At 36.1% G+C, this 11,766-nt stretch carries 14 protein-coding genes; 8 read left to right on the top strand and 6 right to left on the bottom strand.

Annotated features, from left to right (window positions below; translation table 11 throughout):
* Positions 1 to 353: 353 nt before the first annotated feature.
* Positions 354 to 1,202, bottom strand: a complete 849-nt coding sequence (locus ACLHK8_RS05850) for a helix-turn-helix domain-containing protein (RefSeq protein WP_057774001.1) — start codon at positions 1,200 to 1,202, stop codon at positions 354 to 356.
* Between the two features lie 531 nt (positions 1,203 to 1,733).
* Between ACLHK8_RS05850 and ACLHK8_RS05845 the strand changes: the two genes are divergently transcribed.
* Positions 1,734 to 2,933, top strand: coding sequence for an MFS transporter (locus tag ACLHK8_RS05845; RefSeq protein ID WP_057773999.1), 1,200 nt, complete (start codon positions 1,734 to 1,736; stop codon positions 2,931 to 2,933).
* 583 nt (positions 2,934 to 3,516) lie between these two features.
* On the opposite strand, the gene ACLHK8_RS05840 is transcribed toward ACLHK8_RS05845, so the two are convergent.
* Both ACLHK8_RS05840 and ACLHK8_RS05835 read right to left on the bottom strand, forming a co-directional pair.
* Entirely contained in the window at positions 3,517 to 3,828 is a 312-nt protein-coding gene (locus tag ACLHK8_RS05840) for a DUF2316 family protein (protein ID WP_057773997.1), read from the bottom strand.
* A 21-nt stretch (positions 3,829 to 3,849) separates the two neighbouring features.
* On the bottom strand, positions 3,850 to 4,851 hold the full coding sequence (locus tag ACLHK8_RS05835; RefSeq protein WP_063696570.1) for an amidohydrolase family protein: 1,002 nt from the start codon (positions 4,849 to 4,851) through the stop codon (positions 3,850 to 3,852).
* A gap of 297 nt (positions 4,852 to 5,148) precedes the next feature.
* Between ACLHK8_RS05835 and ACLHK8_RS05830 the strand changes: the two genes are divergently transcribed.
* The 3 genes from ACLHK8_RS05830 (at position 5,149) to ispE (ending at position 7,613) form a co-directional block, all read left to right on the top strand.
* Complete coding sequence (locus tag ACLHK8_RS05830; RefSeq protein ID WP_057773994.1) at positions 5,149 to 5,388, top strand: Veg family protein; 240 nt, start codon at positions 5,149 to 5,151, stop codon at positions 5,386 to 5,388.
* Between the two features lie 61 nt (positions 5,389 to 5,449).
* On the top strand, positions 5,450 to 6,637 hold the full coding sequence (locus ACLHK8_RS05825; RefSeq protein WP_057774249.1) for an amidohydrolase: 1,188 nt from the start codon (positions 5,450 to 5,452) through the stop codon (positions 6,635 to 6,637).
* 121 nt (positions 6,638 to 6,758) lie between these two features.
* On the top strand, positions 6,759 to 7,613 hold the full coding sequence (ispE, locus tag ACLHK8_RS05820) for a 4-(cytidine 5'-diphospho)-2-C-methyl-D-erythritol kinase (RefSeq protein ID WP_057774246.1): 855 nt from the start codon (positions 6,759 to 6,761) through the stop codon (positions 7,611 to 7,613).
* Positions 7,614 to 7,653: 40 nt separating this feature from the next.
* Here ispE and ACLHK8_RS05815 read toward each other — a convergent pair whose 3' ends face one another.
* The 3 genes from ACLHK8_RS05815 to trhA all read right to left on the bottom strand — a co-directional run bounded on the left by ACLHK8_RS05815 (position 7,654) and on the right by trhA (position 8,909).
* Positions 7,654 to 7,848 (bottom strand): hypothetical protein, encoded by a 195-nt coding sequence (locus ACLHK8_RS05815; protein WP_057774243.1) that lies wholly within the window; start codon positions 7,846 to 7,848, stop codon positions 7,654 to 7,656.
* A 122-nt stretch (positions 7,849 to 7,970) separates the two neighbouring features.
* Positions 7,971 to 8,219 (bottom strand): hypothetical protein, encoded by a 249-nt coding sequence (locus tag ACLHK8_RS05810; protein ID WP_057774240.1) that lies wholly within the window; start codon positions 8,217 to 8,219, stop codon positions 7,971 to 7,973.
* Positions 8,220 to 8,246: 27 nt separating this feature from the next.
* On the bottom strand, positions 8,247 to 8,909 hold the full coding sequence (gene trhA, locus ACLHK8_RS05805) for a PAQR family membrane homeostasis protein TrhA (RefSeq protein ID WP_057774237.1): 663 nt from the start codon (positions 8,907 to 8,909) through the stop codon (positions 8,247 to 8,249).
* 238 nt (positions 8,910 to 9,147) lie between these two features.
* Here trhA and ACLHK8_RS05800 point away from each other — a divergent pair, with 238 nt between their 5' ends.
* The 4 genes from ACLHK8_RS05800 to ACLHK8_RS05785 all read left to right on the top strand — a co-directional run bounded on the left by ACLHK8_RS05800 (position 9,148) and on the right by ACLHK8_RS05785 (position 11,751).
* A complete protein-coding gene (locus ACLHK8_RS05800) occupies positions 9,148 to 9,660 on the top strand; it encodes a TetR/AcrR family transcriptional regulator (protein WP_057774234.1) in 513 nt (170 codons plus the stop codon).
* A gap of 199 nt (positions 9,661 to 9,859) precedes the next feature.
* Positions 9,860 to 10,345: a hypothetical protein gene (locus ACLHK8_RS05795; RefSeq protein ID WP_057774230.1), complete on the top strand. Its 486-nt coding sequence runs from the start codon at positions 9,860 to 9,862 to the stop codon at positions 10,343 to 10,345.
* Positions 10,346 to 10,524: 179 nt separating this feature from the next.
* Entirely contained in the window at positions 10,525 to 11,376 is an 852-nt protein-coding gene (locus ACLHK8_RS05790; RefSeq protein WP_063696573.1) for a PRD domain-containing protein, read from the top strand.
* A 21-nt stretch (positions 11,377 to 11,397) separates the two neighbouring features.
* Positions 11,398 to 11,751 carry a PTS lactose/cellobiose transporter subunit IIA gene (locus ACLHK8_RS05785; protein ID WP_057774227.1) on the top strand — a complete coding sequence of 118 codons (354 nt, stop codon included), beginning with the start codon at positions 11,398 to 11,400 and terminating at the stop codon, positions 11,749 to 11,751.
* Positions 11,752 to 11,766: the final 15 nt, after the last annotated feature.

The following is an 11,766-nucleotide window of genomic DNA, read 5'->3' as shown; positions in this document are numbered from 1 at the left end:
CACAAAAATCGACAACGAATGAGAGAAATGAAATTTTCGGGACGAAAATCATCAGTAATTTCGAGTAGTGAGAACCTCTCTTATTTTTTTGACTCTGACTTGTGCAGTTGTCCTCAGATTTGTCAGATCGCAATCCCGCATACGACACGTCTATTTCTTTACACTTATTTTGTCGAACTGTCCTAAGAAAGTGGACGAAACAAGTCGTTAAGAGCCAAGAAATAAGTAAGGTGAGATCATGAGACTCGGTATCCGGTGTTAGTGTTGCTTATTTACTAGTTTCCGTCTTGTTAAGTTATTCTCAGTTTTAGTAAGAGAATTTAATCAAAAATGCGTTAACTGTGATACACATTTTAGTGTGTTTTTTTTTGAATTTGTTTTCTAAATTCATTAATTTCATATTCAATCGATTTGTACATGTTTGTTGCTCCCATCAACGATAGAACTTTTCTTTCTTTTTCGGCAGTTATAAAGTCGCCATTGCATATAGCTATTCTAATTCTTCCTAGTATAAAAAGGTCGAAACGTTGAATTTGTTGAGACAATGACATACTCAGTTCCAAAAGTTGTAAAGCTGAATTCCAACAATTTTGTTGCATTAAGAGAAATGCTTCATTTAGTAAAAAACCATTTTTTAATTTCCTTAACTGAGGATAATTTTGGTCTATATTTTTGATAGCTGTATTAGCCATGGTGTAGGAAGTCTCTGATGAAAATAAAAATAAAATATTGTTAACAAGATAAAGATCCAGTTTATCCCAAGAATCGTGAGTTTCTAAATATTTCCAGACAGGAGTTACAATTATTCGCAACTCTTTAAGACTTTTGGTATCGGTACAAAGTAAAGCTTTTATAATTAATGAAATTCTATATATATCGTCGTTCTGTCCTTTGCTTAATAGATTATTGCATCGAATAAATAACTGTTCGAGAGCTTTATGTTGTGTTGAATTAGATAAATGAATGAAGTCGTCAATAATCTCTTGTTTTGAACTTTGTTTGAAGCCATTTCTTATATATTCAAACTCATTAGGTGTTACACCTAATTCTGATATTAGAATAATTGCTTTGGGGTAAGTTGGTATTTGACGATTATTTTCAATTTTTGATATTGAGGTTCTAGACATTAGGTTATTGTTCAGCTCTTTTTGACTCAAGCTCTTGGATATTCTAATTAGTTTGAGCGTATCACCAAAAGTCACTTAATCATCTCCAATTATATTGTGAATATAGTTTACCTTTTTTCACGAATAATTACAATCATGTTAAAATCATATTATAAAACGAGATGACGAATCGGCAGCAGCTTTAATTTAAAACTCATTTTTGGATTGTTGGTGGTTAAAAGGAAGGCAGAAAATTATATGAATAAGAATAGCTTTTTTGAGTATGTAAAATCTTTTCAAAATTAAATTCAAAGTTATACGGTTAAATATGGTGATAATAGCTTAATTGTTTATAAGCTCAAATTACAATTATTAAGTGAAACATTCGATTATTGTAATAGCAGTAGTTCAATTGAAGCTTACAAAAGATTTCAAAAAATATTATCATCGGTAAAAAAAACGTTAGACGTCATGAAAATGGGAGTCAGTAGAGTTTGAGGTGAGTGTGCCAAAAAATCACTTATTGCAGAAGCTCAAGAGAATCGGTGAAAAGTTTCAAAGTGAAAGTGATTACGCGTTTTCTTATAAGAATAAATTGGCGCAACTGTGGAACTGGGGTGATGGCGATTGAGTAATAAAAAAGTTATACTTGTGAGTCAATTTGTAAACAATTTTGGTTCGGGGTTCTCTAGAATTGCCCTTATTATATTAGTCACCACATGGTTTAAAAACCCAATATATGTGGGAGTATATTCTTTCTTTTTGTTTGTGCCCAATATATTATTGGCAACTCCAATTGGTTACTTTATTGATTCGTGCAGAAATCAAAAAAAATTGTTGATAAGTACAAGTTTTCTTTCAGCAATTGCAGTGTTAGGAATTGTATTGTTAACGTACTTCAAAGTAAAATCGTTTTTCCTACTAGTTCTTTTGGCCATTGTTTATAATCTATTTTCTGGATTTTATATGCCTGTTGTTACTAAGATAACCGTACAAATATTTGATCGCAATGAGTACAATGATATAAATGCGGCCATTAGTACGGCCATGACCGGAGCAAATCTATTTTCTGGAATTATAGTGACATTTTTCATTAGTTTTTTGTCTACCTATTTTTTATTTATTTTTGACTTTATGTCTTATCTAGTTATTACAATTTTATTAATTCAACTTCGTATTAAACCGATTGCGGAGACTGCAAAAACCGAAAAAGGGAATTTTTTAAGTTTTTTGAATGGTTTTGAGGTAGTTCGTGAGTTCTTAAACACTTACAAAGTAGTGGTTCCTGTTTTTCTCGCGGCAGTTTTGTTTAACATTATTTTAGCACCTAATGATGTGTACTTAACACAGATATCTAGTCGTGTTTTTAATAACCCAAGATTAGTAGGCTTTATGGAATCGTTTTTCTCACTTGGATTTTTATTAGGATCGCTGTTCTATAAAATTATTATTACAAGAGTTCCAATGCATAACCTTATTGAAACTGCATTGGTACTTGTCCCAATATCGCTATTAATTTTTGGAGATACAACCAACTTACTAGTGTCATTAATTGGGCTCGTAATATTAGGCTTATCATTACCATTTTTTAACATTTCTTCTAAAACCATACTTCAAAATAAGGTAGAAGAAGGAAAATTAGGCACTGTTTTTAATAGCTATTTTGCTGTGATGAATATAACCCAGCCTATTGGACTACTTGGAATTCCTATACTAATTAACTTTTGGGGTATTCAGAGGTTCGCATTAATTGGAGGTCTTGTATATTTAACTTTTGCAGTAGTGTTAATAATAACGCATCAAGTATCTCCTGCGTTGGATAAATAGAAATAGGTGGTGGTAATTTTGGTAGGGAAAGTGTGCCTACAGGCAGACCATTTTAAATGGTTGGCTTTAAAAAATACGAGGAGGAATTTAATATGGAGAATACTTTAAATTTGGATCAATAAAAGCAGCTCGATTTTTAGAAAGTTGCAGATGTTGTTAAGCAACTAGAAAAAGATCCACAAACACTAGAGAAATTTTCATCGGTTACCTCGCAAAGGCGTTTTAGTAGTCGTAAAAATAAGGTCACAGTTCCCAATAATTGGCATATTTTAAGTCGAAGTCAGGCTGAATGGCCGTCAAAAACAGCAACTGCTAAAAAAACGGGAAATCTGAGATTAAAACAGCAATTACTCAAAATGTAGAAAAGGCAGTTAAATCCGATCCAACAATGTCTAAAAAAGAGCAACAAGTACTTGAACGAAAGGTTAAAACCCAAGGCGAAAATCAAGCGAAAAAAAAAGAAATTTCGCAATTACGACAACTTGTTACCAAAGCAGCAATCAGTTCATTAAGTTGAACAGAAAAAAAACACGATTACCGAATAAACAATCATTCGATAATCGTGTTTTAATTTACAGTGAGTTTAATTATCACCGGGCGTCATCTGCTGCGCATCAATGGCTCTAGTATCTAAGAACCAGTATTGATGCCAATCACCTAGTAAAGCAGTGTACGAAACTGGGGTTTTACCCTGTTCTTCAACTTTTTCAGTTAAATAGTTTCTCAATATCCAAGGATCAGAAAGTGATTGTTGGGTAAGGGTGAATAAGTGATCCAGTTTTTCTAAACTGATGTTAAGGTCGCTAGCAACCTGTTCTTTGGTTAAACCAGAAATCTCAAAGTTTTCCTTGAGTTCCTTGCGCGTATTTTTCATTTGAGTGGGATTTAAAGACATTTTAAGTTTCCTCCTTTAAAATTAAAGCTTGAGTAATTTTTCTGCGTTACCATGGGCAAATAATTCACGTTGCTTGTCTGTTAAAGCGGAAATCTCTGTTAGGAAAGTTTTACTATTTTTAGGCTGCTTGTATGGATAATCCAGTGAATACATGATGTGTTCAGGCCCCATTTCATCTAAAATGAATTTCAATTGGGGTTCACTTAACATGCCACTTGGTGTGAGCCAAACATTGTTTCGATAGTATTCAGAAAATGGTTTCTTTAAACCAGAATAGTTGGTGAGTTCATCATCTAAACGTTCCAAGAACATGGGGATCATTTCGCCCCAATGTCCGGAAATGAGTTTTAGGTTAGGTAATTTATCAAAGATGCCAGACCAAATCATGCGCATAACTTGAATGCCGACATCCATATGCCAACCAAAACCGGCACTAGAGGCAATTCCAGTCACAACATCGGACCATTCACCGTTACCAAAGTAGTGGTCGGTAATATTTTGTGGAATAAAAGATGGGTGAAAGTAAACTGGGACATCCAAGTCACTTGCCATTTTGAAAATTGGGAAGAAAAATGGGTCATCAAAGAACTTATTATCAAAGTTACCTTTTAAAAGGACGCCTCTGAAATTTAATTCTTTAACGGTTCTTTTTAGTTCACTGGCAGCGGCCTCGGGATCACCGACTGGCAATACGGCTAATGCAGCAAACCGGTCTGGATGGGCGTCCACCACTTTGGCGAGTTCATCATTTGCGAGTTTGCAGAGCCGAACAGACACTTCGGGGTCCAAATTTTGAGGTTGTGAGTTACCATAAGAGAGAACTTGCATGTCAACGCCATATTTATTCATAAATTTTAGGCGGTTATCTACATCCTGCATATCAGTCGGAGTAGGTAGCGATGTGTGCATGTAAGTCAACATATCTTTACTTAGATTTGGCAAAGTGGGCTCACCAATGGCCTTGTTAATTTCATCGGTTAATAATTTTGATTCAATATGTTCTTCAAGCGTAATAACTTTCATTTTAAGTGCTCCTTTCGTCACGAGGATTTAAATCCTTTATACAATAGATATTATAAAGAGGCCATAAGGTAAATAAAAGCGTTTTGCAAGACACAAGAGGACTATATGTCTCATAGACGTGCAGCAACAGTGTAACGCAGATGAAAACGGTCAAATAGAATAAACTGAAATTAGAAGTTTTTGATAAAATTTGGCGGTGATTTCGAAACTACTTATTGCGGCTCATTAAGCATTGTGGTATAATTTGCAATTTTTGTGAAACTATGCTACAATGTTTCACATGGGAAGGTGATGCCAATGCCAAATACACTAGCCACAATTAAGTCTGATTTAGATAACAAGGTCGGAGAAGAAATGATGGTCGTTGCACAAGCAGGTCGTAAGAAAATTACGAAACGTCATGGTATTCTCCACAAAACATATCCAGCAGTTTTCGTTGTTGATTTGGACCAAGAAGAAAATTCTTTTGAGCGCGTATCTTATAGTTACACAGATATCCTCACCAAAAACATCGAAATTGCATTTGGAGAAGAATAAAAAATAATTGGGCCTTGAAGGTCTTTTTATTTTGCCAAAAATAGGGAGAATTTAAAAAACTATGGATTTACAAAATGAATTAATGCACCATTTAGAAGACTCTGAAGATGAAATGATTGAGATTCGGCGCTATTTGCATGCCCATCCAGAAATTTCATTTAAAGAGAAACAAACGGCTGCCTACATAAAAAAGTTTTATCGAGATTTAGACTGTCAGATAACGGATTATGGTGATGGGTATGGTTTTGTGGTGGATATTGATAGCGGTCATTCAGGTCCAAAACTTGGATTGCGCGCAGATTTTGACGCATTAGCTATTCAAGAAGATAATGATTTGTCCTTTAAATCACAAGTACCCGGAGTGATGCACGCGTGTGGCCATGATGGGCATACGGCTTATCTTATGGTGTTAGCGAAACATTTAATTGCCTTAAAAGATCGCTTAAAAGGATCAATCCGGATCATTCACCAACCAGCTGAGGAGGTTTCTCCAGGTGGCGCACAATCCATGATTGCAGATGACGTTTTAAAAAACGTGGATAATGTGGTTGGAATTCACGTGATGTCTTCAATGGAGACCGGCATGATTGGTTATCACTTTGGTGAAACGCAAACGGGCCGTTCTAATTTCACGGTTAAATTTACTGGTAAAGGCGGTCATGCCTCAATGCCTCATTTGTCTAACGATGCGATTGTAGCCGGAAGTTACTTTGTGACCGCTCTACAAACGATTGTGGCTCGTAGAATTAATCCGTTTGATACAGCTAGTGTCACAATTGGGTCATTCGATGGGGTAGGTTCATATAACGCTATTAAGGAGTCTGTCACTCTTAAAGGGGATGTCCGCGTGATGAAAGAATCAACGAGAAAACTGGTCAGAAAACAAATTGAGCAAATTATTCATGGGGTTGAGTCGATGTTTGGTGTCACGGCTGAACTAGATTATGATGACAACTATCCAGTCCTTGTGAATGATCCTAAGCTAACAGATCAAGTGGTGACTAGCTTGAAAGCTGCAAATCTACCTGAAGTTACTGAAGTTTCGGATTGTGGGCCGCAAGATCCTTCTGAAGATTTTGCTTACTTTGCGCAAAAAGTCCCCAGTTGTTTCTTTTACGTGGGCTGCATGACAGATGATCATGCCAATCACCCCCATCATAGTCCAGATTTTATGATGAATGAAAAGTGCCTGTTAATTGCAGCTAAAGCAGCTGGAACGGTCACTTTAAACTATTTGATGCATGCATGAAATGAAAGCCAACAGATTTTTTAGTTGGCTTTTTTTAGTTAAACTAGACCCACGCTGGTACTTTGCCCAGTTTTTAAGTATAATTGTGATAAAATACTGGATTAACAAACTAGGTGATTAAATGGAGACAACGGAAAAGGCCCCAGCCAAACTCAACTTGTTTTTGGATACACCTTATAATCACTCGGATGGACTTCAAGAATGGAATATGGTCATGACGTCGGTCGATCTGGCTGATTATGTGAAGATAGAGACCAAGCCTGGTAAACGCGCCATTAGCGTGCATACGGATACAGGCTTTTTACCTAATGACAGTCGTAACCTTGCCTATCAAGCCGCTAAACTGCTTCAACAGGAGTTTCATGTGCAGGCAGGCGCTAAGATTCGGATTAAGAAAAATATTCCGGTCGCGGCTGGTATGGGTGGTGGTTCTTCAGATGCAGCCGCCGTGTTGCGTGGATTGAATAATTTATGGAATTTGGGTATTTCGCGTGAGCAGCTAGCCAAGCTAGGCCTGCGAATTGATTCGGATGTTCCATATTGTGTATACAGTCAAACCGCCTATGTGTACGGGAAGGGCGAAAAAGTGCAACTGTTACGCCAATTACCAGCGATGTATTTTGTGATTGCTAAACCAAAATTAAGTGTTTCGACACCTAAAATTTTGCGCCAAATTGATCACAAAAGTTTAAACCATTTGGAAATCGATGGGATTTTAGCAGGAATTAAACAAAATGATTTTGCGGAAATCTGTGCTAATGTGGGCAATGTTTTAGAACCCATCACAGGGCAGTTGCATCCGCAAATTCTCCAACTAAAAGATCGGATGTTACGATATGGTGCTGATGCGGCTCAGATGAGTGGTACTGGGCCAACGGTATTTGGAATTTGTCACAAAGAAAGTCGGGCCCAGCATTTAGTGAATAGTTTAAAGGGATTTTGTCCTGAGGTGTATCTAGTGAGGCCGTTAAATTAAAAAATAGAGAGTCACCAAAATTTGGTGAACTCTCTATTTTTTAAAGTAATGCAGCAACACCCAGACCAATCAGGAGTAGGCCGAAAAATATGCTGTACCAAAGGGCAAACGGCATAAAAACAGATGTACCAGCTGTCATCTTTACTCGTAATGTTTTCCAACTGGTATATACGTTGTAAAACTGAAACAAACCAATTAAAATACTCACAGTACCAATTAAGATACGCGTAATCATTATAATCGCCTTCATTCAAATTTACGAAACTTAAAACTCTTATTGGGTAGTCTGACATTACAAGCATAGTGTAGCATGGTCTATTAGTTTTAGAAAACGCTTACATAAGGCCTACATGTAACTTAATAAAAGTTTCTAAACATCAAAAATAATAAGCCAGTTCCAATCAAAATGACCAGCAACATCAATAAAAGATTACGACGACTATAATGTTTCGATAAATACATCGAGCCACCGGCTAAACTGAGACTGACGGCAACTAGTCCAAAAATTAAAGGTAATGGAAAGCCAAATTTATACAGAAAATAAGCCATTACAACATATCCAAGAAGATATTGAATCAGTAAAAATTTATTATTTGGTCGTTTCATGTGAGTCCTCCGTTGTGGATGATTATCTTAAATATACAACAAAATGGAGAAATACATGAGTGTGGCGCCTACTAAGACCAAGACGTGCCACCAAACATGGACGTATTTGACATGAGGTATGTTATAAATTAATCCGCCTAGCGAAAAGGCAACTCCACCAGCAACCAGTAGGGAAAGACCGATTAATCCAAGGCTTTCATAGAGCGGTTTAGCACCTACCATACACAGCCAACCCATCAAAACGTAGATTAGCGTTTCAACTTTTTTGAATTTACCAACGGCAAAAAATTGAAAAATAATACCACCAATTGCGAGAAGCCAAATAACGATACAAAGGCCGATACCAAGCCGCCCACGAATGGCCAACAAACAATAAGGTGTGTAGGTTCCGGCAATTAAAAAATTAATACTGTCATGATCGAGAATCTGGAAGACATGACTAGCTTTCGTGAAATATAAACTATGAAACATGGTGGAGGAGAAGAATAGAACCAACAAACTGGCTCCATAAATCGCATAGGCAACTAAATCGAGTGGTTTCCCAAGCCCCATTGCTTTAATAAGTAATAAAATTGTGCCGACGATACTCAAAATGAATCCAAAACCATGAGTAATTGCACTCCAGATTTCGTTTAACAATTGGGCGTGCCGGATTGATAGAGTTTGTTTAGTTGTTAAAGTTGATTTCATTGGTCATCCTCTCTTTCAACTAGATATTATATACCAATGATCTAGTATTTAAAACTAGATGAAGCTAAAAACTGCAAATTACTTAATTTTAAGGGAAAATGGTATGATACTAAGAAGGGTGTTTTGAAATGCGGTCGGCTGCTACTATGTAGTGAGTGAGATTTTAATAAGTAACGCCAGCGACCTGCAGCACTCGCGTTAGGTGTATTTAAAGAGAGAAATAGTAAAGAGGGAAATCATGGCAAAGCGTGTGAACACCAAGCAAAAAATCGTGATGGCGTTGTTCGAATTAATGCGAACACGCTCTGTTGATGAAGTGACAGTAAGCGATATTTGTAAACAAGCCTCAGTTTCGAGGATGTCTTATTATCGGAGCTTTAAATCAAAACAACAAATTCTAGAATATCAATTTGACGAGGTGTTTCAAGAGTTCTTTAGTTACCTGCAAGTGATGAACAATCATGATTTAACGGCATTTTTGGATGCGTTTTTTACTGTGATGCGACGTCATCAAGGGACCGTAAATGTGTTAATTCAAGCAGATTTGACCCCGATTATTTTGGATAAACTACAATTCTATATTACTGACCTGATTGATAAAGGTGTTTTAACAATCCGTGATCGAACTTCAAAAATGTGGATTGCGTTTGTTGCCGGCGGATTAACCCAAATGATTGTTAGATGGGATAAAGACCAAATGGTAGAGTCAAATGAGGAAATGGTTATGATCGCCCGTAAGTTTTTAAGGTAGTATATGGAAAGTGAATTGATTTTCAATTCTTTTCAAAAAACACTAGAAATTTTCAATCTGTATTTGATACAATGAAATAGATAGAGCTCATACTGCGTATAATTGATCAGCGTATGTTTTTTTTATAAAAAACATGCGCTGATTTTTTGTGCTTTTAAGGGCTAATCTGGTAAGTTTTAAAAAATTAGAAGGATTTTAGATGTTATTTAGAATGAAGTTACCACAGAACAAGAAAGAAACGGTTTTATTTATGTTTTTAATTTCTGCAATCTCGGTGAATATTATTGCCCCTGTGATCACAGGGTTTGAAATTGGATTTAGTTGGCAGACCTGGCGTCAGGTTTTGACAATTATTCCATTTATGTGGATAACTGTTTTGGTAATTGTGATTTTCACACAGCAGCCAGCTGGGTGGTTGACGGGGAAAATTGTAGCTCAAGAAGATAGTTTTGCGGCTCATATGGTGATTAATGGGATGTGTTCGGTATTATTAATCTCAATTTTTATGACTGTTTTAGGAACATGGATCGGAAGTCAACAAATTAGCTGGGCACCAATTCAGCAATTCTTCGTAAAATGGCCACGTAATTTTGCGATTGCTTTAGCTGTGGAACTATTGATTGCGCAGCCGATTGCTCGAGAGGCTATGCAGATTATTCATAAGCATTCAAGCGTGGTAGTATAAGCTTTGCATTGAAAATAGGAAATTTTATTTAATAAAGCGTTTACATTTAAGAAATCATATGATATAGTAATCACGGATAAAGTTTTTGTGGATCGTTACTAATTAGATTAGGCGTGACCACAAGCAATGCAACTCATTGCTTGTGGTCATTTTTTTTCAAAAAAGAGGATGTGATAAAAATGTTGACTATCGTTCAGATTTTTAATAACAATGTAGCTTTGGTTAAGCTAAATGATAATCGACAGGCAATCGTAAAGGGAAAAGGAATTGTTTTTCAAAAGAAAAAAGGACAAGGTGTTGATGTTGAAAAAGTAGAAAAGATCTTTTATCTGGAGACCGCGGAATCTAGAGAAAATTTATATTTTCTGCTTAAAGATATTCCCATCGATATTGTGACTACCACATATGAGATAGTCGACGTTGCACAGAAAGCATTTGATTTTCCAGTACTTGATTATGTATATATAACGCTAAGTGATCATATTTACGGTGTTTATAAACGACTTCAAGCAGACAACTATACTGAAAGTCTTGTGCCTGATATGCACACAGAATATCCGACTGAATATGCTATTGGTGAAAAAGCAGTAGAAATTATATCCAATAATTTGCACATTCAGTTACCACATAGTGAAGCAAAGAGTATTGCTTTACATTTCATCAATGCAAAAGGCACACCGGGAGCCGATAAACTTGATGAATCACTGACTATGAGTGTAAACGACATTGTTCAAGACATTTTGAACCAAAATCATATTCTACGTACTAAAGAAAATGGCAATTATTATGATCGATTAATGGTTCATCTTCAATATTTGGTGGATCGACTCAACCAATCTGAAGTACATGGTTCGGCATTTACAAAATCTTTAGAAAAAAGTCTAGAAAAATCTTATCCAAATTCAACACAGATTGCAGAAGAAATTTATGACAATCTGCAAAAACAATTATCTGCAACACTTAGTGATAACGAAAAACTATATTTTATTATTCATATACAGAGACTAATTAATGAACAGGCTCAAGAATAAACAGTTATGGAGGAAAGTATTATGGCAACAAGAGAAGAAGTATCAATGGTTGGTTTTGCAATCGTCGCATATGCAGGAGATGCAAAAACGGCGCTGATTAAAGCGCTCAATGAAGCACGCGATGGTAACTTTGAAAAAGCACGCGCATTACTTAAAGAATCCAATCAATCCATCGTTGACGCTCATAACGAGCAAACACAGCTTTTAAGTAAAGAAGCTGGTGGTGATGATATGGACGTGACATTCATTATGGTTCATGGACAGGATACATTGATGACCACGATGATGTTGAAAGACGAAGTTCAATACTTTATTGATGAATATGAACGAATTGATGTTATCGAAAAGAAATTAGGAATCGAAAAATCGAAATAAATTAATGTAGGAGGT

The organism is Pediococcus sp. M21F004, assembly GCF_051122535.1.
GTDB classification, from domain to species: Bacteria; Bacillota; Bacilli; order Lactobacillales; family Lactobacillaceae; genus Pediococcus; species Pediococcus inopinatus.
This window is presented reverse-complemented; position numbering and strand designations above follow the sequence as displayed.

Coding starts and splice junctions, on each gene's coding strand:
- trhA (WP_057774237.1), bottom strand. CDS start 8,909: ATGAAATCAACTTTAACAACTAAACAAACTCTATCAATCCGGCACGCC.
- ACLHK8_RS05785 (WP_057774227.1), top strand. CDS start 11,398: ATGGCAACAAGAGAAGAAGTATCAATGGTTGGTTTTGCAATCGTCGCA.
- ACLHK8_RS05825 (WP_057774249.1), top strand. CDS start 5,450: ATGGATTTACAAAATGAATTAATGCACCATTTAGAAGACTCTGAAGAT.
- ispE (WP_057774246.1), top strand. CDS start 6,759: ATGGAGACAACGGAAAAGGCCCCAGCCAAACTCAACTTGTTTTTGGAT.
- ACLHK8_RS05815 (WP_057774243.1), bottom strand. CDS start 7,848: ATGATTACGCGTATCTTAATTGGTACTGTGAGTATTTTAATTGGTTTG.
- ACLHK8_RS05810 (WP_057774240.1), bottom strand. CDS start 8,219: ATGAAACGACCAAATAATAAATTTTTACTGATTCAATATCTTCTTGGA.
- ACLHK8_RS05795 (WP_057774230.1), top strand. CDS start 9,860: ATGTTATTTAGAATGAAGTTACCACAGAACAAGAAAGAAACGGTTTTA.
- ACLHK8_RS05800 (WP_057774234.1), top strand. CDS start 9,148: ATGGCAAAGCGTGTGAACACCAAGCAAAAAATCGTGATGGCGTTGTTC.
- ACLHK8_RS05790 (WP_063696573.1), top strand. CDS start 10,525: ATGTTGACTATCGTTCAGATTTTTAATAACAATGTAGCTTTGGTTAAG.
- ACLHK8_RS05835 (WP_063696570.1), bottom strand. CDS start 4,851: ATGAAAGTTATTACGCTTGAAGAACATATTGAATCAAAATTATTAACC.
- ACLHK8_RS05840 (WP_057773997.1), bottom strand. CDS start 3,828: ATGTCTTTAAATCCCACTCAAATGAAAAATACGCGCAAGGAACTCAAG.
- ACLHK8_RS05830 (WP_057773994.1), top strand. CDS start 5,149: ATGCCAAATACACTAGCCACAATTAAGTCTGATTTAGATAACAAGGTC.